This window comes from Dactylosporangium sp. CA-092794, from assembly GCF_050948465.1.
Lineage (GTDB): Bacteria > Actinomycetota > Actinomycetes > Mycobacteriales > Micromonosporaceae > Dactylosporangium.
This window is the reverse complement of the sequence record NZ_CP192044.1, coordinates 5500813-5522200: the sequence shown is the minus strand read 5'-3', so window position 1 is coordinate 5522200 and position 21388 is coordinate 5500813. Positions and strand designations below refer to the sequence as shown.

The window sequence follows — 21388 nt, the reverse complement described above, 5'->3', positions numbered from 1 at the left end:
GTTCATGGCCCGCGCCCTGACCGAACTGCTGCTGCTGGCGGTCCTCGCCGGCGTGGTCAGCACGCACGTGCTCACCCGGCGGCTGGGCTTCGTCGCCGACACCATGACGCACACCGTCTTCCCCGGCGTCGTGCTGGGCTTCCTCGTCGGCGGCGTGAACGGCGTCTTCGCCGGCGCGCTGCTGGCCGCCGCGGTCACCGCCGTCCTGCTCACCCTGCTCACCCGGGCCCGGCGGGTCACCGACGACACCGCCCTCGCGGTGCTGCTGGCCGCGATGTTCGCGGCCGGGGTCGTGCTGGTCTCCCGGCGTGCCTCGTACACCGCCGACCTGACCTCGTTCCTGTTCGGCCGGCTGCTCACCGTCACCGCCGGCCAGATCACCCGGACCGCGATCGTGGCCGGCGTCGTGCTCGTCGCGCTCGCCCTGCTGCACAAGGAACTGCTGCTGCGCGCCTTCGACCCGGCGGCCGCCGCGGCCATGGGGTACCCGATCTGGCTGCTCGACCTGGTGCTGAACCTCGCGGTCGCCCTCGTCGTCGTGGCCGCCGCCCAGTCGGTGGGTACCTTGCTGGTCATCGCCCTGCTCGTGGTGCCCGCCGCGACCGGGCGGCTGGTCGCCGACCGGATCCCCGCGATCACCCTCACCGGCGTGGCGGTGGCCGCGCTGGCGGGCTACCTCGGCCTGGCCGTCAGCTACCGCGCCTCCGTCGGCTACGGGCTGCGCCTGGCCGGCGGGGCCACCGTCGTACTCACCCTCGTCGCCCTGTACCTGCTCACGCTGCTCGTCCGGGCGCTGCTCCCCCGGCGGAGGAGTACCGATGCGGTGGTTTGACGTCGCCTTCAACCGGGCCCTGATCGAGGCTCTGCTCGTCGGTACCGTGTGCGGCCTGATCGGCGTGCACGTCGTCCTGCGCCGGCAGGCGTTCTTCACCATGGCCATGACCCACGCCACGTTCCCCGGCGTCGTGGTCGCCGCGGTCGTCGGCTTCGACATCTACCTCGGCGGGTTCGCCGTGGGCGTGCTGGCCGCGCTCGCCGTCACCGCGCTGTCGCGCCGCCGCGGCCACGACTCGAGCACGGCGACCGCGGTGGCGCTGGCCGCCGGGTTCTCCCTCGGCGTCGCGCTGCTGTCCGCGCAGAACGGCTTCACCAAGGACCTCACGGCCTACCTCACCGGCTCGATCCTGACCGTCGGCGACCGGGACCTGGCCGTCGCGGCGGCGGTCACCGTGCTCGTCGCCGTCGTGCTGACCGCGGTCCAGAAGGAGCTGCTGTTCACGGCGTTCGACCGCGACGGGGCCCGGGCCGCGGGCTACCGCACCGGCGCCCTCGACCTGCTCGTCCTGGTGCTCATCGAGGCGGTGGTCGCGACGTCGGTACCGGCGGTCGGCACCATCCTCACCCTCGCCCTCGTCGTCGCCCCCGCGGGCGCGGCCCGGCTGTGGACCGACCGCATCGCCACCATGACCGTCTTCGCCGTCACCGTCGCCGTGGGCAGCGCGGTCGGCGGCCTCTACCTGTCCCGCGCGTTCGACGTCGCCGCGGGCGGCGCGATCAGCCTCCTGGCCGCGGCCTGCTTCGTGCTGTCCACGCTCGCCGCACCCCGGCAGGGCCTGCTCGCCCGCAGGCGGCGCCGCCCGGCGCGGCTTGCCGACGGCGAGGCCGCCGAGCATGCGTACATCGCCATATGATGTCTCGTTATCCGAAATGAAAACAAGTATCGTCTGCGCATCCGTCGATCCGCCGAGGAGCACCGATGCCGACGCCGGCCGCCGAGCGCCATGAGCGGGTCAGTGCGCTGTTCCGCGCGCTGGGAGCGCCGCTGCGGCTGGCGATCGTCGAGCTGCTCATCGCCCACCACCAACTGCACGTGCACGAGATCGTCGACGCGATCGGCGCACCGCAGACGCTCACCTCGCAACACCTGCGGGTGCTGCGCGACGCCCGGCTGGTGGAGCGGGCCCAGGACGGCCGGCAGGTGGTGTACCGCCTGCGCGACCCGGAGGTCAGCTCGCTGCTCGCCATCGCGGTGCGGTACCTCGGCGCGCCGGCATGACGGCGGTCCGCGCCTTCAAGGACCTCCTGCAGGCCCTCTACACCGAGGCCGGCCGCCCCACGTTCGCCGCCGTCGCCGAGCACGCCCGCGAGATCGCCGGCCAGGCCCCGACCCGCCACGCCATCGCCGCCATGCTGCGCGGCGACACGGGCCTGCCGAGCGAGGACTACGCCGTGCTCGTCGGCGCCGCCCTGGCCCACGCGGCCGGCCACGACCCGGCCGCGACCGCCGAGCGGGTCCGATCGGCCTGGCACACCGCACACGCCGCCGCCCGCACCTTACGCGGCCGCCGGCCCGGCGTGCCGATCCCCGAGGCCGACCCCTCGGCCTTCGGCGTCACCCCGCCCTCCGAGCCCCACCCGCACGACAACACGGCGGCGCGGATCGTCGACGCGGCCCGGGCCGGGGCGAGCCGGGTCCTGGCGCTCGTCGGCCCGCCGGGCTCCGGCCGGACCCGGACCGCGTGGGCGGCCGTGCGCACCCTGCCCGGCCTGTGGCGGCTCTGGCGGCCGGACGGCGACCTGGCCGCGGCCGGTCCCTACACGGTGGTGTGGTTCGCCGACGCCGGCCCGCCGCTCGACCCGGACGCCACGGACGCGGCGGCGCTCGCGGCGCGGCTCCGCACGCTGGTCGACGACCCGCACCGCGCGCCGGTCCTGGTGGTGCTGACGCTCTGGCCGGAACACTGGAGCCGGCTCACCGCCCCACCGCTGCCCGGCGAGCCCGACCCGCACGCCACGGCCCGCACGCTGCTGCGGGGCAGCGGCGTCACCGTCGCGCCCACGAGCGCCGGCCCCTGGAGCCGGCTCACCGCCCCACCGCTGCCGGGCGAGCCCGACCCGCACGCCACGGCGCGCTCGCTGCCGCGGGGCAGCGGCGTCACCGTCGCGCCCACGAGCGCCGGCCGGTCGGGTCCGCTCCGCCGCTACGAACAGGCGCCGCCCGTCGCGCGGGACCTCCTCGACGCCGCGGTCGACGCTCGGCGCTTCGGCTTCCCGCCGTGGATCCCGGTCGCGTTCCTGGAAGCCACCACGAACGACCCGGACACGGCACTGCGATATGCGACCGACGCGTCGGATGGGCCGGCCCCGCTCGTCGCGGACGGCGAGCGGCGCTACCGGCTGGCCGAGGCGGTGCACCGCGCGGGTGCGGCGGAACGGGCGGCGGTGTTTCCGGCGGAACGGTTCTGGGATGCGCTCTCCGCCGTCACCGACCCCGGCGTGCTGCGCGCCGCCGGGGCACACGCCGAACGGCGCGGACGGCTCCGCCGCGCGGGACAGGCGTATCGGCTCGCGCTGGCGATCGACGACGGCGACACCGTCGCCATGGCGCGCCTGGCGATGCTGCGCGAGCGGACCGGCGACCGGCGCGGCGCCGACCGGCTCGCGATCGCGGCGGCCGAACTGGGCGACCCCGCGGCCGTGGAGGCACTCGCCCTACGGGCCGATGAGGACGGCGACCCGGGCCGGGCCGACGCCCTCGCGCGGGCCACGGCCGGCGATGCCGGGCTGCTGTGCGCGCTCGCCCGCCGGCACCCCGGGACGGCCCGCGCCGAGGCGCTGTACCGGACCGCCGCCGAGCGCTCGCCCGGCGCCGCCGCGGAGCTCGCCGTCATCGTCCACGATCGGGGCGACCACGCCGAGGCCGAGCGGTATGCGCGGCAGGCCGCGGCGGGCGGCGACACGAGCGGGCTGCGGCGCCTGGCCGAGCGGCACCGCCGCGGCGGGCCGGCGGAGGCGGCCGAGCGGTTCGCGATCGCGGCGGCGTTCTACGGCCACGCCTTCGAGCACCGCCTGCTGCGCGACGAACAGCGCCGGCTCGGCAAGCCCGGCGCCGTGGCGGCACTGCGGCGCCGGCTGGCGGCGGACGCCGACCCGGGCGAACTGCACCGCCTCGACGCCTGTCTCGCGGCCAGCGTCACCCGGGCCACCGCGCTCGCGGCCCGGCTCGCCTGCCGCCGCCACACCGGCCCGCTGCGCGCCCTGGCCACCGAGCGCCACCGCCGCGGCGACCGCGCGGGCGCACTGCGGCTGGCGGTGATCGCCGGCCGCTGCGGCGACCCGTCGGTGCTGGCCGACATCGCCGTGCTGACCGCCGCCCCGGCCAACGCCGACCCAATAGGGCCGACCACCGCCCCAGCCCACGCCAACCCAACGCCGCCGACCACAGGCCCGGCCCACACCGACCCAACGCGGCGAACCACCGGCCCGGCCCACGCCGACGCAACGCGGCCGACCACCGGCCCGGCCCATGCCGGCCCGACGCGGTCCGACGACGCAATACGGCCGGGCGACCGGGCCGCACCCCTCGGCGAACGCACCCCACCGCATCGAACGGCCCACACCCGGCGGCCCCAAGGCGAGCACCACGACGACGACGCGGTGCGGCTGGCCGAGCGGGCCGCGCTGCTCGGCGACGGCTCCGGGCTGCGCCGGCTGGCCCGGGCCCGCGGCCGGGACGGGGACCGCAAGGAGGCGGTGCGGCTGCTGGAGCGGGCCGCGGCCGGCGGCGACCCGGACGCGCTGTTCGACCTGGCCCGCGCGCTGCACCGGGCGGGCGACGACGGCGCCGAGGCGCGCTACCGGGAGGCGGCCCGCGGCGGCGTGGCCGACGCCGCCGAGGCCCTGGCCCGGCTGCTGCGGGACACGGACCCGACGGCGGCGGCCGCGTTCGCCCGGCGGGCCGCCGAGCTCGGCCACCCCACCGCCCTGCGCGACCTGGGGCAGGCCCGGGAGCGGGCCGGCGACCGGCCGGCCGCCGCCGCGCTCTACCTCCGGGCCGCCGAGCTTGGTGACGACGCCGCCGCGCAACAGCTCGCCCGGCTGTGGGACGAGCACCAACGGGCCGATGCCGCCCGGCTGGCCGCCGAGGCCGCCGAGCGCGGCCACCCGGCCGTCCTGCGCCACCTCGGCGGTCTGCGGGAGCAGGCCGGGAGGGCCGAGGAGGCCGGCGAGCTGTACTGGTCGGCGTACGAGGCCGCGGACCCCGGGGCGCTGCTGCGGCTGCCGCACCTGCGCGCCGAGGACGACGGTGACCGGGCCCGCGCCGACCGGCTGGCGCTGCGGGCGGCCCGGCGCGGGCACGAGCGGGCCGTCGCCGACCTGATCGCGGTCCGCGCGCTGACCGGCGACCTGGCCGGGGCGGAGCGACTCGCCCGGCGGGCCACGGCCGCCGGCCGGGAGGTCGACCTGCGGCCGCTGATCCGGCTGCGGCTGGCCACGGACGCGCCGGTGCCGGCCGCCGTCGCCGCGGTCTACGAGCGGGCGGGCGCGCACCTCGTCCTCGCCCGCCGCCACCTCGACCAGGGCAACCCGAAGGCCGCGGCCGCGCAGTGCGTGCTCGCGGCCAACCGCGGCGACCCGGCCGCCGTGCCGGAGCTGGTCCGGCTGCACCGCCGCCTCGGCGACCGGGTCAGCGCCGACATGATCGAGCGCTACGGCCTGGCCGACGACGGCACGCCCGCAGGAGCCTGGTAGCGCTCAAGACGGCAGGTCGGACTCCAGAAGACGAGAGCCGCTCAATGCGGCAACGGCAGGCCGGGCGCGAGTGACCGGCCGAGGCGGGTGCCGCCGAGCAGCGGCAGGCCGGCCGCGGCGTTGGTGTAGTAGCCCGGCACGACGACCCGGGTCACGTGCAGCCCGGCCGCCCGCACGTCGGAGGTGGTCACGTCCACGCTGATCGCCGGGCGGCCCAGCGCGGCCAGGCGGCGCACCGCGGCCGCGAGGTCGGCCGGCGCGTCCGTGGCCAGGTCCGCCGGGTCGGCCTCGCCGTCGGTGCGCGCGTCGAGCTGGGACAGGAACCGCTCCTGGACGGCCGGGTCGAGGTACAGCTGCAGATGGCAGCCATAGTCGACGGCGTCGGCCAGGTCGGGCCGGTAGGCGTTGGCGTAGTCGCGGCCGGCCCGCCAGGGCTTGAGCGGGCTGCCCGGCGCGGCCGCGGCCCGGGCGAACGGGCCGATCGGGTCGTCGTAGTCGGCGAGCAGCACTTGCAACTGCAGCGACTCGCCGAGCGCCTTGGTCATGGCGGCGACGGGATCGGGGTCGCAGCCCATGCCCATCGAGAGGTACCGGGTGGCCGGATCCCGCACCAGCGCGCCCACCACCGGCAGGCCGATCCCGGCGCCGAAGGCGTACCAGCGGGTCCGCAGCTCGCCGGCCGCGCCGCGGCCCAGGCGCCGCAGGGCGTCGGTGGGGCGGATGCGGTACACCGGGCGGCCCCCGGTCCAGGTGACGGTCATGGCGTCGCGCTCGACGACCTCGCGCAGGGCGCTCCAGTCGGCGGCGGTGCGGGTGGGGCCGGCGGCGAGGCCGGCCTGGACGATCGGGTTGGTGCGCGGGCCGCCGGGATGGTTGACCCAGACCAGCGCGGCGGGCACCGCGACCGGCCGGCCGGTGGCCAGGTCGGTGCCGGTGGTCCAGGGCACCGGCAGGTCCCGGGTCAGCGGCACGAACGGGAACCCCGGCGCGGCGTACTGGTGCGGCGCGAACAGCGCGAGGGTCTCCGGGTCGACCGCGGGCGTGCCCTCGGCCGCGAGCTCGGCGTAGGCGGCGGTGCGCAGGCCGGGCGGGACGAGGTTGCCGCAGTAGCGCTCGGCGGCCTCGCCGAGGGCGGCCGCGACGGCGGGCCGGGGGTCGCCGAAGGCGTAGCCGGCGCCGGCCGTCTCCATCGGCCACGGGCCGAACGCGCGGGCGTCGGCCAGGTAGGCGTCGACCAGCCGGTACGAGCGGGGGAATCGGCCGGGGATCGGCTGGGCGGCCAGGCGGCGCACGATGCCGGTGCGGGCGTCGAGCAGGAGGTCGGTGCGCATGGTTTCCTCAGGCGAGCGGGATCGGCGGCCGGTCGGGGCCGGCTCCGGCGGGCCGGCGGCGCCCGCCGTGCAGCGGGAAGGCGGGCGGCGCGTTGCCGTACAGGCCGGGGACGACGACGCGGATGACGCACAGGCCGGCGGCGGCGACGTCGGGGGTGGTGAGGTCGACGGAGATCGCGGACAGCCCGGCGCAGGCGAGCTTGGCGAGGTACACCTCCCGGGCGACCGCCTCGGTCACGGCGGGCAGCTCGCCGAGGCTCGTGACGGGCGCGGGGGCGCGCAGCCGGTCCAGCGGCCCGCCCTGCATCCGGGGGTCGAGGTAGAGCTGGGCCACGGCGGGCAGGTCGACGAGGTCGCGCAGGTCGGGACGGAACGCGTCGTGGTAGCGGCGGTCGGCCCGGTACGGGCGGAAGACGTGGCCGGGAATCGTGTCGTCGGCGACGGCGGCCCAGACGTCGGAGGCGGGATCGGTGAGCTTCAGGGTCAGCGCGTGCATGCCGATCGCCTCGACGAGCGCCTTCGTGGCCGCCTCAGCCGGGTCGGCCCGGCAGGCGCTGCCGAAGGCGATCACACCGTCGTGGTGGTTCTCGATGAACGCGGCCACGACCGGCACGTCGAAGCCGGACGGCACCTGCCGCAGCCGGACGGTCGTGGCCGGCCCGGCCGCTCCGGCCCGGTCGACGATCGGGCCCGCGTCGTGGATGAGCGGTGCGGGCGTGCCGGCGTCCCACCACAGGGCGGTCGCGTCGCGTTCGAGCAGTTCCTCGAGCGCGAACCGTTCGGCGTGGGCACGGTCGGCGCCGGTGGCGATCCCGGCGTAGGACAGCGCGTTGGTGGCCGGGCCGGTCCCGCCGCCGCCGTTGAGGTAGGCCAGCGACGCCGGGACGAACGTGTCGGCGCCGGTGTGCAGGCAGGTGCCGCGCGCCCAGGGCACCCGCAGGTCGCGGGTGAACGGCACGAACGGGAACCCGGGCGTGGCGTACTGCTCGGCCGAGTACAGCGCGAGGTCGCCCGGGTCGACCGCGCGGTGCCCGGCGGCGACGAGCTCGGCGTGGCTCGCGACCGGCAGGCCGGCCGGGACGATGTTGCCGCAGTAGCGCTCCACCGCCTCCCCGACCGCGGCCCGGCGGGCCCGGCCCGGGTCACCCAGCGCCGCGCCGAAGCCGTAACGGTCGACCGTCCACGGGGCGTAGGCGGTGGTGTCGGCGACGTGCGCGCCGTAGCCGACCCAGCCCGGCGGCGCGCCCGGTTGCGGCGGCTGGCGGGTGACCGCGGTGAGCAGCCCCAGCCGCGGATCGACCAGCCGGCGTTCCGCGGGCGCGGGGTCGTCGAACAGCTCCTCGGCGAGGCGGGTCAGGCCGGCGTCCACGGTGTCTCCAATACGGGCAGGGTGACCGCGGTGGGCGCGCTTCGGCCACTGTGGACGGTCTGGACGGCGGCGGCGAGGGCGGCGGTGCGGTAGCGGTCGGCGCCGGTGTTGAGGTTGCGCGCCAGCTGCGGGAAGTCGCTGCTGGTGAGCTCCAGCCGGAGCCGGGCCCCGGCGGGGACGGTGACCGCGACGTGGTCGAGTTCGATGTGGTACGGCGGGTGCCCGCGACCGGTGTCCACGGCGCCCTGCGCGATGGCCAGGACGGCGCCGCCGGGCCGGCACTCCAGCAGCCGCGCCACGAAGTCGGTCCCGGGCGCCGTGGTGGTCGCGTGCAGCGTCACCGTGGGCGCGCCGGCGATGGTGACCGGCTCGGTGAGCGGCTCGGCGGTGTAACGCAGGGCGTCGGCGCGGTCCTGCAGCGCCGAGCGGTCCGCGCCGGGGTCCGCGGACGGGTAGGGATCGGCCGGGTCGTAGCGGTAGCCGTCCGCCGCGTCGCCGGCCGCCTCGCGCGCCAGCGTCCCGCCGGCGCCGGTGTACCAGGTGCTGGGGACGGTCTCGGGCGGCCACTGCTCGCCGGTCCACCAGCGCCCGGCGCCGGCGACGAAGACCCGCGCGCTCGTGTCGCCCGGCCGGTCGCCGAGCGCGCGCTCCAGCCAGTCGAGCAGCAGCGGGCCGGGCGGGACGCGTGACTCGGGGCCGTGGTCGCGGTCACCGACCACTGTGGACGGTGACCAGCACAGGTCGTGCTCCCACGGGCCGATCAGCAGCGAGCGGGGCGGGCGGGGCGCGTGCGCGGCGCCGGTCTGCCGCCACTGGTGCAGGGTCTCGTCCACGAGCAGGTCGTACCAGCCGCCGACGTGCAGCGTGGCGGCGGCGACGCGGGCGATCTCCGCGTCGGTGACCGCCTCGGGCGCGCCGTCGTCCAGGGCGTCGCCCCAGCGCTCGAGGCGGGCCCACATCCGCTCCGGCAGTCCGGCGACCGGCAGGTGCCGCAGCAGGTCCGGCTCGGCGGCGAACATGGCCGCGGCGATGCCGGTGCGGCTGGTGCGCGCCTCGGCCCGCTCCAGCCACCACGCGGCGTGCTCGGCCAGGCGCAGGATGCCGGACCGGTCGAACTTGACCCGGGCCAGGCCCATCGCCGGGCCGAGGCTGACCAGGCCGGCGACGAGGGCGGGGCGCTCGACCGCCATCGTCCAGGCGGTGTAGGCGCTGTAGGAGCCGCCGAGCGCGACGAGGCGGCCGTCGCACCACGGCTGGGCGGCGATCCAGTCGGCCAGGGCGGCGCCGTCGGCGCGTTCGGCACGGTACGGCCGCCAGGCCCCGTCGGAGTCGTAGCGGCCGCGCACGTCCTGCACCACGAACGCGTAGCCGTGCCCGGCCCAGCCCAGGCCCTCGTGCAGGTGCGCGCTGCGGTCGTACGCCGTGCGGGTCACCACCACCGGCGCGGCCGTGGACCCGTCCCCGGGCAGGTACACGTCGGTGGCGAGGCCGGCGCCGTCCGGCGCGGCGACGCGCAGGTTCGCGCGGACGGCGGTCACGGCTCCTCCGAGCCGGCCATGGCGGGCAGCGGGAGCACCGGGTGGCGGGTCAGCTCGCCGGTGCCCGGGTCCACGCCGATCTGGCAGCCGTGTGCGGCGGCGGTGCCGGTGTCCCGCCAGGCGAGGACGTCGTTGACGATCAGCCCGGCGACGATCGCGGCGGCGCCGGCGTTCGGCCACGGCACGGGCGGCGCGGCCGCGGCCGAGTCGAGGTACGCCCAGTGGGCGAGCAGCTCGCCGGGCACCCCGCCGGCGGCGAGGCGCCGGCCGCGAACGTCGGTGTAGCCGGCGGTGACGCCGGGCACGGCGAGCGGCCCGACGTACCACCGGCGGCCCTCGGCATAGCTCATGTGCCACGCGATGCCGCGCTCCCGGCACAGCCGATCCAGCCGCCGCCAGCGCGCGTCGGGCAGCCAGCCGGCGCACGAGATGACCAGGTCGGCGCGGGCCGCGCCCTCATCGGCCGGACCGGTGAGCACCCGCACCTCGTCGTGCAGCAGGCGGCTCACCTGGTCGGCGATCGGATTGTCACCCTCGACCCACACCGTCGCCAGGGCGGTTGGCTCGCCCGCCTCGGTCCCGGCCAGCAGGCCGCGCTCGCCGAACGCGGCCAGCAGCTGGTCCAGGCCCTCCGGGCGGTCGCCCGCCGCGGACCCGTGCAGCAGCCGCTGGGCGGCCACCAGGAGGTCCTCCGGGGCGGTGATGCGCACGAACTCGTCGCCGGGGCGGTGGTAGCGCCAGGCGCCGTCCGGGCCCGGGTACAGGTGGGCGCCGGCGGCGATGCGCGGGGCGGTGCGGGTCACGTCGGGCTCCTCGATGAAGGCGCGGCCGTTCAGCCGGTCAGCCGGAGTAGGTGAACGGGCTGTGGACCAGGGCGTTGGTCCCCGGGCCCTGCAGCGCGCGCAGCGGCGCCTGCTCCTTGACCGTCTCGAACGTGAACGGCGTGTGGACCAGGGCGTTGGTGCCCGGCCCCTGCAGCGCGCGCAGCGGCGCGGGCTCCCGCACCGGCTCGAACGTGACCTTCACGGAACCTCCTCGATCGTTAATGAAAACGGATTTCGTTTTCAATAAGCCCGACCATAGCGGCCCACCGCCAACCCGCGCAAGGGTCCCCGGGGCCTACGGCACGGTCACGCGATCGCGCAGCGGCGTGAACCAGCCGGCGAGCGCGGCGGCGAGCACGGCGCCACCGGTCACCAGCAGCGCCACGCGGACACCGGCGGCGTCGGCGATGACGCCGCCGAGGGCGGCGCCGACCGGCTGGCCGCCCCAGGCGATCATGCGGGCCGTGGTGTTGACCCGGCCCTGCAGGTGGTCGGGGGCGGCCTCCTGCCGGGCCACGATGCCGTTGACGCTGACCAGGCTGTTGGTCGCCTGCCAGGCCAGCAGCGCGGCCAGCGCCGGCCCGAAGCGGGTCACGCTCGCCCAGGCGAGCAGGGCCAGCCAGTTCGCGGCGAGGCCGGCGAGGGTGATCCGGCCGGCCGGCACGCGCGCCCGCAGCCGGGGCAGCGCCGCGTTGGCGAGCAGCGTGCCGGCGCAGGCGGCGACGAAGCACAGGCCGACCCGCCAGTCGCGGGCCGGGAGCCCGAGCCGGTCCACGGCGACGACGAGGACCAGGCCCAGCACGGCGCCGCCGGTGAGGCTGTTGCCGATGCCGAGCAGCGTGTAGGAGCGGACCGCGGGGTGGTGCCAGATGAAGGCGAGGCCGTCGCGGATGTCGATGCCGATTCGGCGGTACGGCCCGGACGGCTCCACGCCGGACTCCGGGCGGGCGGGGGTCAGCCGGGCGGCGGGGAGCCGGGCCAGCAGGGCCGCGGCGACGGCGAAGGTGAGCGCGTCGAGGCCGATCGCGGCCGGCGGGCCGGCAACGGAGGCGATGACGCCGCCGGCGGCGGGGCCGGCCAGACCGATGACGGTGTAGGCGCTCACGCTGCTCGCCGTGGCCCGGGCGATGCCCCGCCGGCCGGCCAGGGCGGGCAGCGCGGCGAAGCTCGCCGCGTCGAAGAACACCGCGGCGGTGGCGCTGACGGCGGCGGCCGCGAGCACGTGCGCCGGCGTCAGCAGGCCCAGCGCCGCGGCGACCGGGATGCCGCCGAGCACGGCGGCCTCGGCGAGGCTGGTCGCGACCATGAGCCGGCGGCGGTCCCAGCGGTCCGCGAGTACCCCGGCGAGCAGGCCGAACAGCAGGTACGGCACGGCCTCGACGGCGGTCAGCGCGGCGGTGAGCGCGGGGCTGCCGGTGCGCTGGAACACCAGCATCGGCAGCGCCACCAGGGTCAGCGTCGAGCCCGCCCAGGAGACCGCGCGGGCGAGCAGGTAGCGCCGCCACAGCCGGTCGTCGATGTCCGCATCCACCCCCAATCCCTATCGCAATTGAAAACCATATTCAACAGTGATACGTTCGCGCCGCGCCGACGGTGAAAGGGGTGGCGATGAGCGAGAGCCGGGGATGGTTGCTGGCCGCGGCCGGGGCGGGCCTCGGCGGGACGGTGCTGGCGCTGGGCGTCGGCGCCGTCGACGTGCCCGTCGAGGAGGTCGTCCGCATCATCGCGGCACACCTCACCGGCGGCCGCTACGGGGCCGACCCGATCGGCGACGACATCGTGTGGCAGTACCGGGCGCCGCGGGCGCTGCTCGCCGCGGTGGCCGGCGCCGGGCTGTCGGTGGCCGGGGTGGTGCTGCAGGCGGTGGTCCGCAACCCACTCGCCGACCCGTACGTGCTCGGCCTGGCCTCGGGCGCCTCGCTCGGCGCGGTCGCCGTGCTCACCCTCGGCAGCGCGGCGGTGGCCGGGCTGAGCCTGCCGGCCGCCGCGTTCGCCGGCGCCGCCGCCGCGCTCGCCCTGGTGCTGGCCCTGGGCCGGCGGGCCGGGCAACTGCTGCCGGGCCGGCTGCTGCTGGCCGGGGTGTCGATCGGCTACCTGTGCTCGGCCGTCACCAGCTACCTGCAGCTGCGCGCCCACCCCGACCAGCTCGCCGGCGTGCTGTTCTGGCTGCTGGGCTCGCTGTCCGGGGCGCACTGGTCGCAGCTGGGCGTCCCGGCCGCCGGCGTCGTGCTCGGCACGCTGTGGCTGCTCACCCAGGGTCGCCGGCTCAACGCCCTGGTGCTGGGCGACGAGACCGCCGTCGCGCTCGGCGTCGACGTGGCCCGGCTGCGGCTGTGGCTGCTACTCGTCACGGCGCTGGTGACCGGCACGGTCATCGCCGAGGTCGGCGCGGTCGGGTTCGTGGGCCTGCTCGTGCCGCATCTGGTGCGGCTGCTCGTCGGCGCCGACCACCGCCGGGTGCTGCCCCTGGCCGCGCTGTCCGGCGGCGCGTACCTGGTGCTCGTCGACACCGTCGCGCGGACCGTCGCCCGGCCGGTCGAGCTGCCCGTCGGCATCCTCACCGCCGTGCTCGGCACGCCCGTGCTGCTGTGGCTGCTGCGCCGCGGCGACACCGACCCGGCGGTGCGCTGATGCGCGTCCGGCTCGACGGGGTCAGCGTGCGCATCGGCGGTACCCCCATCATCGAAACAATCGAGCTCGAGATCCACCCCGGCGAGTTCGTCGGGCTGCTCGGACCGAACGGCAGCGGCAAGTCGACCCTGCTGCGCACCGTCTACCGGGCCCTGCGCCCGGCCGCCGGCGCGGTCTGGCTGGACGGGCGCGACCTGTGGCGCGACCTCGGGGTCCGCGCGGCCGCCCGGCGCACCGCCGCGGTCGTGCAGGAGCCCGCCGGCGACTTCGCGTTCACCGTCGCCGAGACCGTGCTCGCCGGGCGCACCCCGCACAAGGGACTGCTCGGCCGCGACACCGCCGAGGACGCCGACCTGGTCCGCGCCGCGCTCGAGCGGGTCGGGCTGGCCGGGCGCGCCCACCGGCCGATGCACACCCTGTCCGGCGGCGAGAAGCAGCGCGCCCTGCTCGCCCGGGCCCTCGCCCAGCGGCCCGACCTGCTCGTGCTCGATGAGCCGACCAACCACCTCGACGTCACCGCCCAGCTCGGCCAGCTGCGGCTCATCCGCCGGCTGCGGCTGACCACGCTCGCCGCGCTGCACGACCTCAACCACGCCACGGCCTACTGCGACCGGGTCTACGTCCTGCACGCCGGCCGCATCGCCGCCGCCGGGCCGCCCGGCGACGTGCTCACCCCGGACCTGCTCGCCCGAGTCTTCGCGGTCCGCGCGCACCGCGGCACCAACCCCCTCACCGGCGCGCCGCACCTGTATCTGGCCCCACTGGAAACCGAGGAAGATCGATGACTACTGCACTCACCCGCCGCGGGCTGCTGCGCGGCGCCGCCGGAGCCGGCGCGTTCCTACTGGCCGGCTGCGGCACGAAGGCCGGCGGCGCCCCGGCCGCGAGCCTTGGCCCGGCGACGGTCACCGCGTGCGGCCGCGACCTGACCTTCGCCGCCCCGCCGCGACGGGTCGTGTCGTTCTACCCGGCCATGACCGAACTGCTGCTGGCGCTCGGCCTCGACGACCGCATCGCCGGCCAGGTCAACACCGACCAGTCGCCGCCCAGCCCCGCCTACGCGCAGCGGTACGCCCGGGTGAAGGTCCTCGCCGAGCAGGAGCCGTCGATCGAGGTCCTCCTCGCCGCCCGCCCCGACCTCATCGTCGCCGACGCCGCCTACCACTTCGACGGCAAGCAACTGCCGACCATGGACGACCTGGCCGCCAAGGGCATCCCGGTGTACCTCGACGCCTCGTTCTGCGACGGGCGCAAGGTCCTCGCCAAGGTCACCGACGTCACCACCGACCTCACCGGCCTCGGCCGGGTCTTCGGCGCGGCCGAGGCGGCGGCGGGCCTCGCCGAGCAGGCCCGGGCCACCCTCGCCGGCACCGCGACCCGCCTCTCCGGCCGGACCCCGGCCCGCTGCGCGCTGGTCACCGTCTACGACAAGGCGCTGTACGCCGACGCCGGCGGCCTCTACACCGACGTGCTCACCCTGGCCGGCGGCGAGAACCTCACCGCGCAGTCGGAGCTGCCGGCCGGGGAGTACTACGCCCAGGTCTCCCCCGAGACCATCGCCCGCAAGAACCCCGACGTCATCGTCGCCACCTACCTCGACGACGAGGGCCGCGCCACCACCCTCGACTACCTGCGCCGGACCTTCGCCGACACCACCGCGGTGCGCACCGGCCGCGTCCTGGCCACGCCGGAGGCGACCTTCGGGGGCGCCCTGCGCTCCGTCGACGGCGTGCCCGCCCTGGCCCGCCAGCTGCATCCGGATGCCTTCTGAAGCGCTTGCGGCGACGCCACCGGTTCGGCAATACTTAGCCATATGGCACAGTATTCGAGCCAGCTCGACGGCGTGTTCGGGGCGCTCGCCGACCCGACCCGCCGGGAGGTGGTCCGGCGGCTCGGGCGCGGGCCGGCCAGCGTCGGTGACCTCGCCGCGGGCCTGCCGCTGACGCTGCCCACGTTCATGAAGCACGTCCACGTGCTGGAGTCGCGCGGGCTCATCACGACCACGAAGTCCGGCCGGGTGCGCACCTGCGCGCTCAACCGCGACCGGCTCGCCCTCATCGACGGCTGGCTCGCCGAGCAGCGGCGCCTGTGGGAGGAGCGCACCGACCGCCTCGAGCGCTTCGTCACCGGCGGCGACCATCAACCACGGGAGGAACCGCGATGACCGGCTTCGACCCCGCCCTCGACCTCACGCTCACCCGCCTGATCCGGGCGCCCCGCAAGACGGTGTGGAGCGCCTGGGTCCAGCCGTCGCTGCTGGAGCGGTGGTGGCTGCCGGCGCCCGCGGTGGCCCGCGTGGACCGGCTCGAGGCCCGGCCCGGCGGCGCGTTCGTCACCCGCATGAGCGAGGACGGCGCCGGCTTCGTGCCCCACCTCGACGCGTGCTTCCTGGCCGTCGAGGAGTACGAGCGCATCGTGTTCACCAACGCCGTCGACAGCACCTGGCGGCCCGCCGTCCCCGCCCCGGTCGCCATGACCGCCGAGATCACCTTCGCCGACCACGCCGACGGCACGGAGTACCACGTCGTCGTCCGCCACGGTGAGGCGGCCGCCCGCGCCACCCACGAGCGGCTCGGCTTCGCCGACGGCTGGGGCAGCGTCACCGGCCAGCTCGCCCGGCTGGCCGAATCCATGTGAAGCTAGCGGGGTGGGGAGCGGCGGGCTGCTCTACACCCTGCTGACCGTCGGGGCCGCCGCCCGCGGCGCCGTGCTCAACGCCAGGTGTGGCTGAGCGGCGGTACTCAGGAACCGCCCTGGCGGGCGTTGCGCTCCGCCAGGGCGTCGAACAGCCGCTTCGGCTCCCAGTGGCCGTCGTCGTAGCACCGGACCACGCCGTAGGAGGCCAGGTCGAGGTCGCGGGCCGGGTCCGGGCGGTGGGGCAGCGCCGGGGCGGCGAAGGTGAAGACGAAGGCGCCGGCGACGCCGCGGCGCTCCAGGATGCCGAGCATGTCGAGCACCTCCGCCGCCTGCAGCTCCTCGTCGCGCACGAGCGGGCGGGCCAGCCGGTCGGGATCGCGCGGGTCGACGACCGCCCAGGCGATGCCGCCCTTGTCCTGCGCGCCGCGGTAGGTGCAGCAGCCGACCTCGGTGACGACGACCGGTTTGCCGGGCGCGAAGTGCCGCCGCAGCCGCTCGCCGTAGTCGTCCCGGTTGCGCTTGCCCCGGTAGTAGTCGACGCAGACGACGTCGAACGGGCTCCAGTCGACCCGCTCGATCGGCGCGGACGCGTAGCTCACCGGGCCGGTGAACACCTGCCGGACCGCGCGGGCGGCCTCGGCCAGGAAGGCGTTCAGGGGGCGGTTGTGCCGGCCGAGGTACCGCAGCCGCAGCATGCGGTGCGGGCGCAGCCGCTCGAACAGGGTGTCGCCCGGCATGATGCCGCGCATGAACAGCGTCAGTTCACCGCCCAGCAGGTACGTCACCTTCGGGCTGCCGAGGGACTGTGCGGCCGCGGCGCACCGCCGGGTGTTGGCCAGCGTCTCGGCCGGGCCGGCGTCGTGCAGGTGCGGGGACAGCCACACGTCGAGGCCGAGGTCCAGGGCGATCTCGGTGGCGGTCAGCAGCCGCTCCAGGCCGGTGCCGGAGACCCGGACCGCGTCGCAGTGCAGCCGGTCCCGGATGACGGTCAGGTCGTCGCGGGTCTGCGCGGCGTCGAAGACCGGCCGCGACAGGAACGGCCCCGTCCGGGTGCCGACGTCGTAGTTGATCCCTCTCATGGACACGTGTCAACCGTAGTTGACAGGCCTCTTGGCGTCAACCTGAGTTGACACGGTGATCGGGTTTCGACGCCGGATCGGCGGGCAACCGACCGGCGGGACCGGCCGCGAGAAGGAGTGGTGACTGCGATGCGAATCGTCGTGGTGGGCGCTACCGGCAACGTCGGCACCGCCCTGCTGCGCCGGCTGCGCGCCGGCGGCGACCACCACATCGCCGGGGTGGCCCGCCGGCTGCCGGAGGGGCCGGAGTACTCCGGCGTGCAGTGGCACTCGTGCGACATCGGCGCCGCCGACGCGCCCGAGACGCTGACCGGCGTCTTCCGCGGCGCGGACGCGGTGGTGCACCTCGCCTGGCAGATCCAGCCCAGCCACGACCGGGCGGCGCTGCGGCGGACCAACGTCAACGGCAGCCGGGCGGTCATCGACGCCGCGGTGGCGGCCGGCGTCGGCGCGCTGGTCGCGGCCTCCTCGGTTGGCGTGTACGCCCGCGGCCCGAAGGACCGGCTGGCCGGCGAGGACTGGCCCGCGACCGGCGTCTCCGGCTCGACGTACAGCCGGGACAAGGTCGCCCTCGAGGGGATGCTCGACGCCGTCGAGGGCCGGCTGCGGGTGGTGCGGCTGCGGCCCGGGCTGACCTTCCAGCGCGACGCCGGCACCGAGATCGCCCGGTACTTCCTCGGCCCGCTCGCCCCGGTCGGGCTGCTGCGCTTCGGCCGACTACCGCTGATCCCGGACAACCCGCGGCTGCGCCTGCAGGCGGTGCACGCCGACGACGTCGCCGACGCCTACGCGCGGGCCATCACGTCGGAGGTGCGCGGGCCGTTCAACATCGCCGCCGAGCCGATCCTCACCCCGAAGCTCGCCGCCGAGCTCTTCCACGGCCGGACCGTGTCGGTCCCGCCGGGCGTGCTGCGCGCCGGGGCGCGCGCGACCTGGCGGCTGCGGCTGCAGCCGGTCGACCCGGGCTGGGTCCGGCTCGCCCTCGCCGCCCCGCTGATGGCCACCACCCGCGCCACCATGGAGCTGGGCTGGCGGCCCGCCGTCGACGCGACCGAGGCGCTGCGCGAGCTGGCCGGCGGGATGGCCGCCCGGGCCCACACCGGCAGCCCGCCCCTGTCGGACAACCCGCGCAGCCCGGGCCGCCTCGGCGCGCTGCTGCGCGGGCGGCTGCCCGGCACCGGCAACCCCTACTGATCGGCGATCCCCGGCGGCTTCCCTGAAGGTTCGATGAAGCCGGGCCGCGCCGCCGCGCGCCGCGCCCGCGCCCGGGCAAGATGGGGGCATGAGCACACGGGTCCTGGTCGTCGAGGACGAGCGGAGCCTGGCCAAGGTGGTGGCCAGCTACCTGCAACGCGACGGGCACGAGGCGGACTGCGTCTTCGACGGCCTCGCCGCCGTCGCCTCGGCCCGCCGGCGGCCGCCGGACGTGATCGTGCTCGACCTGGGCCTGCCCGGCCTCGACGGGATCGAGGTCTGCCGGCAGGTGCGCACGTTCAGCGACTGCTACGTCATCATGCTCACCGCCCGCGCCGACGAGGTCGACAAGCTCGTCGGCCTCGGCGTGGGCGCCGACGACTATCTCACCAAGCCGTTCAGCCCCCGCGAGCTCGTGGCCCGGGTCCGGGCCATGCTGCGCCGCCCCCGCGGCCCCGGCGCCGCCGAGCCGGAGCCACCGCGCGTCTTCGGCGACCTGCGGGTCGACCCGCAGGGCCGGGAGGTGCGGGTCGCCGGCGCGACGGTCGAGCTGACCCGCACCGAGTTCGACCTCCTCGCCGCCCTGACCGCCCGGCCCCGGATGGCGTTCACCCGGCGGCAGCTCATCGACGCCGTCTGGGGCGCGGACTGGGTCGGCGACGAGCACCTCGTCGACGTCCACATCGGACACCTGCGGCGCAAGCTCGGCGACGACCCCGCCGCGCCCCGCTACATCCGCACCGTGCGCGGCATCGGCTACCGGATGGGCGAGGGATGAACCGCCCCCGGCGGCGCATCGGCCTCGGCGGCCGGCTCTTCGCCGCGCAGACCCTCGTCGTCCTCGTCGGCGCGGCCACCGCCGGGCTCGTCGCGGCCGCCGTCGGCCCGGCGATCTTCCGCGACCACCTGCGCCACGCCGGCGCCATCGGCGCCGAGACCAGCCGGCACGTCGAGGAGGCCTACGCCTCCGCCAGCGCGGTCGCGCTCGGGGTGGCCATGCTGTGCGCGCTCGCCACCGCCCTCGCCGTGAGCGCCTACGTGGCCCGGCGGGTCGCCCACCCGATCGGCCAGCTCGCCCGGGTCGCCGCCGACGTCACCGTCGGCCGCTACGAGGTCCGCGCCCCGGCCCCCGGCATCGGCACCGAGTTCGACACCGTGGCGCAGGCGTTCAACGCCATGGCGGGCCGGCTCCGCGACGTCGAGGACACCCGCCGCCGGCTGCTCGGCGACCTCGGCCACGAGATGCGCACGCCCCTGGCCACCATCGAGGCCTACCTCGACGCCGCCGAGGACGGCGTCGGCGTCGACGACGAGGACACCCTCGCCGTGCTGCGCACCCAGACCACCCGGCTGCGCCGCCTCGCCGAGGACCTCACCGCCGTCGCCCGCGCCGAGGAAGACCGCCTCACCCTGCGCCGCCGGCCCGTCTCCCCCGCCGACCTGCTCGCCGCCGCGGGCGCCGCCGCCCAGCCCGGCTACACGGCCCGCGGCGTCGCCCTGACCGCCCGGGCCGCCGCCGGGCTGCCCGCGCTCGACGCGGACCCGCAGCGGCTCGGCCAGGTGCTGGGCAACCTGCTCGACAACGCGCTGCGCCACACCCCGCCCGGCGGCACCGTCACGGTCACCGCCGACCGCCACGACCGGGACATCCGCATCGAGGTGTCCGACACCGGCGACGGCATCGCCGCCGAGCACCTGCCGCACCTGTTCGAGCGCTTCTACCGCGCCGACACCGCCCGCGACCGCGACCACGGCGGCTCCGGCATCGGCCTGGCCATCGCCCGCGCCATCGTGACCGCACACGGCGGCCGGATCACCGCGCACAGCGACGGCCCCGGCCGCGGCGCCACCTTCACCGTCACCCTGCCGGCGGCCGGCGGCCCGGCCCGGGAACGGCCGGGTGACGCTCCACACGATCCCTGAGCGGACGTCGTCGCTGCGGCGCCCACCGGCGGCGGCGAGCGGCACCGCACTGCTACCGTCTCTTACGAGACACGTGGGCTCGTAATTACGCCAAGGAAGGACCCGATCATGACTGCCCGGCCCGCGGGCCCGGCGGCGGTCGCCGCGACCGCCGCCGCGTTCCTGGTCACGATGATGGGCACAACGCTGCCTACCCCGCTCTACGCCATCTACGCCGGCCGGCTGGACTTCACCGACCTGACCGTCACCGTGCTCTTCGCCGTCTACGCGCTCGGCGTGGTCGCGACCCTGACGCTGTTCGGCCGGCTCTCCGACGACCTGGGCCGGCGGCCGGTGCTGATGATCGCCCTCGGACTGGCGCTGCTGAGCGCGGTGCTGTTCCTGCTCCCGCCGTCGCTGCCGCTGCTGATCGTCGCGCGGGTGATCTCGGGCCTGAGCGCCGGGCTGATGAGCGGGGCCGGCACCGCCGCCGTGATCGACCTGTTCGCGCCCGAGCGGCGGGCCGTCGCCGGGCGGCTCGCGGTCGCCGCCAACACCGGCGGCCTGGGGCTGGGCACGCTGTTCTCCGGGGTCGTCGCCGACCTCGTCGCCGCCCCGCTGTTCGTGCCGTACGCGGTGTACGCCGGGCTGACCCTGGCCGCCTTCGCCGGGCTCTGGGCCTTCGCCCCGGCCGCACCGGCGAGCGGTGCCGCGACCCGAAGCGTCCGGGCGCACCGGCTGCGCGTGCCGGCCGGGGTGCGCGCCGCGTTTGTCCGGGCGGTGCTCGCCGCCGGCACCGGGTTCGCGGTGACCGGCGTGCTCACCGCGGTCAGTGCGCTGTTCCTGGCCGAGTCGCTGCGGCTGCGGGCGCACAGCCTGGCCGGCGGGGTGGTGGCCCTCGCGTTCGCCGGCATGGCCGCGGGCCAGCTGCTGGCCCGCCGGATGCGCCCGCGGGCCGCCCTCCTGGCGGGCTGCGCCGGCCTGGTGCTCGCCGCCGGGTGCCTCGCGCTCGCGCTGGCCGCGACCCGGCTCACGCCGCTGCTGCTCGCCGCCGCCGTGCTCGGGGTGTCCGGCGGACTGTGCCTCAACGCCGGCATCGCCACGACCGTCGAGCGGGTGCCGCCCGCGCACCGGGGTGAGGTCTCCTCGTCGTTCTTCGCCGGGCTGTACGGCATGCTCGCCGTCCCGGCGGTCGGCGTCGGCGTGCTCGCCGAGCACACCGGGCTGCGCACCGCGGGGCTGGTCTTCACCGCGGTCGTCGCGGTCCTCGCCGCCGCGATCTGGCTGCTGGAGCGGGGCCGCCCCGCGGATGGATGAACGTTACAAGACGCCGTGTCTCGATAGGGAAGTA

The 21388-nt window shown here is 76.8% G+C and carries 20 protein-coding genes; 13 read left to right on the top strand and 7 right to left on the bottom strand.

Annotated elements, in window-relative coordinates; translation table 11 throughout:
- Window positions 1-4: 4 nt before the first annotated feature.
- The 4 genes from ACQPXD_RS23685 (at window position 5) to ACQPXD_RS23670 (ending at window position 5532) form a co-directional block, all read left to right on the top strand.
- The gene (locus tag ACQPXD_RS23685; RefSeq protein ID WP_432842013.1) at window positions 5-832 is read left to right on the top strand and encodes a metal ABC transporter permease; all 828 of its coding nucleotides are present in this window, start codon (window positions 5-7) and stop codon (window positions 830-832) included.
- Window positions 819-1691 carry a metal ABC transporter permease gene (locus tag ACQPXD_RS23680; RefSeq protein ID WP_432842011.1) on the top strand — a complete coding sequence of 291 codons (873 nt, stop codon included), beginning with the start codon at window positions 819-821 and terminating at the stop codon, window positions 1689-1691. Before ACQPXD_RS23685 ends, ACQPXD_RS23680 begins: the two co-directional genes overlap by 14 nt.
- Before the next feature lie 65 nt (window positions 1692-1756).
- Window positions 1757-2056 (top strand): ArsR/SmtB family transcription factor, encoded by a 300-nt coding sequence (locus ACQPXD_RS23675; protein WP_432842009.1) that lies wholly within the window; start codon window positions 1757-1759, stop codon window positions 2054-2056.
- Window positions 2053-5532: a hypothetical protein gene (locus tag ACQPXD_RS23670; RefSeq protein WP_432842007.1), complete on the top strand. Its 3480-nt coding sequence runs from the start codon at window positions 2053-2055 to the stop codon at window positions 5530-5532. Before ACQPXD_RS23675 ends, ACQPXD_RS23670 begins: the two co-directional genes overlap by 4 nt.
- 41 nt (window positions 5533-5573) lie before the next feature.
- On the opposite strand, the gene ACQPXD_RS23665 is transcribed toward ACQPXD_RS23670, so the two are convergent.
- The 6 genes from ACQPXD_RS23665 to ACQPXD_RS23640 form a co-directional block, all read right to left on the bottom strand.
- A complete protein-coding gene (locus ACQPXD_RS23665) occupies window positions 5574-6863 on the bottom strand; it encodes a YcaO-like family protein (RefSeq protein ID WP_432842005.1) in 1290 nt (429 codons plus the stop codon).
- 7 nt (window positions 6864-6870) lie between these two features.
- On the bottom strand, window positions 6871-8232 hold the full coding sequence (locus ACQPXD_RS23660; RefSeq protein ID WP_432842003.1) for a YcaO-like family protein: 1362 nt from the start codon (window positions 8230-8232) through the stop codon (window positions 6871-6873).
- The gene (locus ACQPXD_RS23655) at window positions 8217-9770 is read right to left on the bottom strand and encodes a CocE/NonD family hydrolase (RefSeq protein ID WP_432842001.1); all 1554 of its coding nucleotides are present in this window, start codon (window positions 9768-9770) and stop codon (window positions 8217-8219) included. The genes ACQPXD_RS23660 and ACQPXD_RS23655 overlap by 16 nt, the downstream gene beginning before the upstream one ends.
- Complete coding sequence (locus tag ACQPXD_RS23650) at window positions 9767-10573, bottom strand: hypothetical protein (protein WP_432841999.1); 807 nt, start codon at window positions 10571-10573, stop codon at window positions 9767-9769. Before ACQPXD_RS23650 ends, ACQPXD_RS23655 begins: the two co-directional genes overlap by 4 nt.
- 37 nt (window positions 10574-10610) lie before the next feature.
- Window positions 10611-10796, bottom strand: coding sequence for a streptamidine-related RiPP repeat protein (locus tag ACQPXD_RS23645; RefSeq protein ID WP_432841997.1), 186 nt, complete (start codon window positions 10794-10796; stop codon window positions 10611-10613).
- A 93-nt stretch (window positions 10797-10889) separates the two neighbouring features.
- Window positions 10890-12125, bottom strand: a complete 1236-nt coding sequence (locus tag ACQPXD_RS23640) for an MFS transporter (RefSeq protein WP_432841995.1) — start codon at window positions 12123-12125, stop codon at window positions 10890-10892.
- Window positions 12126-12202: 77 nt separating this feature from the next.
- Here ACQPXD_RS23640 and ACQPXD_RS23635 point away from each other — a divergent pair, with 77 nt between their 5' ends.
- Genes ACQPXD_RS23635 through ACQPXD_RS23615 form a run of 5 tightly spaced genes read left to right on the top strand, consistent with a single transcriptional unit; the run spans window position 12203 to window position 15862 of the window.
- A complete protein-coding gene (locus ACQPXD_RS23635; RefSeq protein WP_432841993.1) occupies window positions 12203-13225 on the top strand; it encodes a FecCD family ABC transporter permease in 1023 nt (340 codons plus the stop codon).
- Window positions 13225-14010, top strand: coding sequence for an ABC transporter ATP-binding protein (locus ACQPXD_RS23630; protein WP_432841991.1), 786 nt, complete (start codon window positions 13225-13227; stop codon window positions 14008-14010). Before ACQPXD_RS23635 ends, ACQPXD_RS23630 begins: the two co-directional genes overlap by 1 nt.
- The gene (locus tag ACQPXD_RS23625) at window positions 14007-14996 is read left to right on the top strand and encodes an ABC transporter substrate-binding protein (RefSeq protein WP_432841989.1); all 990 of its coding nucleotides are present in this window, start codon (window positions 14007-14009) and stop codon (window positions 14994-14996) included. Before ACQPXD_RS23630 ends, ACQPXD_RS23625 begins: the two co-directional genes overlap by 4 nt.
- Window positions 14997-15038: 42 nt before the next feature.
- On the top strand, window positions 15039-15389 hold the full coding sequence (locus ACQPXD_RS23620) for an ArsR/SmtB family transcription factor (RefSeq protein WP_432841987.1): 351 nt from the start codon (window positions 15039-15041) through the stop codon (window positions 15387-15389).
- Window positions 15386-15862, top strand: coding sequence for an SRPBCC domain-containing protein (locus tag ACQPXD_RS23615; protein ID WP_432841985.1), 477 nt, complete (start codon window positions 15386-15388; stop codon window positions 15860-15862). The genes ACQPXD_RS23620 and ACQPXD_RS23615 overlap by 4 nt, the downstream gene beginning before the upstream one ends.
- 104 nt (window positions 15863-15966) lie before the next feature.
- Here the strand turns inward: ACQPXD_RS23615 and ACQPXD_RS23610 are convergent, their stop codons facing one another.
- Complete coding sequence (locus tag ACQPXD_RS23610) at window positions 15967-16947, bottom strand: hypothetical protein (RefSeq protein ID WP_432841983.1); 981 nt, start codon at window positions 16945-16947, stop codon at window positions 15967-15969.
- A gap of 123 nt (window positions 16948-17070) precedes the next feature.
- Here ACQPXD_RS23610 and ACQPXD_RS23605 point away from each other — a divergent pair, with 123 nt between their 5' ends.
- From ACQPXD_RS23605 to ACQPXD_RS23590, 4 genes are all read left to right on the top strand, one after another.
- On the top strand, window positions 17071-18135 hold the full coding sequence (locus tag ACQPXD_RS23605) for an NAD-dependent epimerase/dehydratase family protein (RefSeq protein ID WP_432841981.1): 1065 nt from the start codon (window positions 17071-17073) through the stop codon (window positions 18133-18135).
- An 88-nt stretch (window positions 18136-18223) separates the two neighbouring features.
- Entirely contained in the window at window positions 18224-18913 is a 690-nt protein-coding gene (locus ACQPXD_RS23600) for a winged helix-turn-helix domain-containing protein (protein WP_432841979.1), read from the top strand.
- Window positions 18910-20058, top strand: coding sequence for a sensor histidine kinase (locus ACQPXD_RS23595; protein ID WP_432841977.1), 1149 nt, complete (start codon window positions 18910-18912; stop codon window positions 20056-20058). The genes ACQPXD_RS23600 and ACQPXD_RS23595 overlap by 4 nt, the downstream gene beginning before the upstream one ends.
- A gap of 108 nt (window positions 20059-20166) precedes the next feature.
- Entirely contained in the window at window positions 20167-21354 is a 1188-nt protein-coding gene (locus tag ACQPXD_RS23590; RefSeq protein ID WP_432841975.1) for an MFS transporter, read from the top strand.
- Window positions 21355-21388: the final 34 nt, after the last annotated feature.

Coding starts and splice junctions, on each gene's coding strand:
- ACQPXD_RS23600 (WP_432841979.1), top strand. CDS start 18,224: ATGAGCACACGGGTCCTGGTCGTCGAGGACGAGCGGAGCCTGGCCAAG.
- ACQPXD_RS23605 (WP_432841981.1), top strand. CDS start 17,071: ATGCGAATCGTCGTGGTGGGCGCTACCGGCAACGTCGGCACCGCCCTG.
- ACQPXD_RS23625 (WP_432841989.1), top strand. CDS start 14,007: ATGACTACTGCACTCACCCGCCGCGGGCTGCTGCGCGGCGCCGCCGGA.
- ACQPXD_RS23680 (WP_432842011.1), top strand. CDS start 819: ATGCGGTGGTTTGACGTCGCCTTCAACCGGGCCCTGATCGAGGCTCTG.
- ACQPXD_RS23620 (WP_432841987.1), top strand. CDS start 15,039: ATGGCACAGTATTCGAGCCAGCTCGACGGCGTGTTCGGGGCGCTCGCC.
- ACQPXD_RS23665 (WP_432842005.1), bottom strand. CDS start 6,863: ATGCGCACCGACCTCCTGCTCGACGCCCGCACCGGCATCGTGCGCCGC.
- ACQPXD_RS23615 (WP_432841985.1), top strand. CDS start 15,386: ATGACCGGCTTCGACCCCGCCCTCGACCTCACGCTCACCCGCCTGATC.
- ACQPXD_RS23685 (WP_432842013.1), top strand. CDS start 5: ATGGCCCGCGCCCTGACCGAACTGCTGCTGCTGGCGGTCCTCGCCGGC.
- ACQPXD_RS23670 (WP_432842007.1), top strand. CDS start 2,053: ATGACGGCGGTCCGCGCCTTCAAGGACCTCCTGCAGGCCCTCTACACC.
- ACQPXD_RS23635 (WP_432841993.1), top strand. CDS start 12,203: ATGAGCGAGAGCCGGGGATGGTTGCTGGCCGCGGCCGGGGCGGGCCTC.
- ACQPXD_RS23595 (WP_432841977.1), top strand. CDS start 18,910: ATGAACCGCCCCCGGCGGCGCATCGGCCTCGGCGGCCGGCTCTTCGCC.
- ACQPXD_RS23675 (WP_432842009.1), top strand. CDS start 1,757: ATGCCGACGCCGGCCGCCGAGCGCCATGAGCGGGTCAGTGCGCTGTTC.
- ACQPXD_RS23630 (WP_432841991.1), top strand. CDS start 13,225: ATGCGCGTCCGGCTCGACGGGGTCAGCGTGCGCATCGGCGGTACCCCC.
- ACQPXD_RS23590 (WP_432841975.1), top strand. CDS start 20,167: ATGACTGCCCGGCCCGCGGGCCCGGCGGCGGTCGCCGCGACCGCCGCC.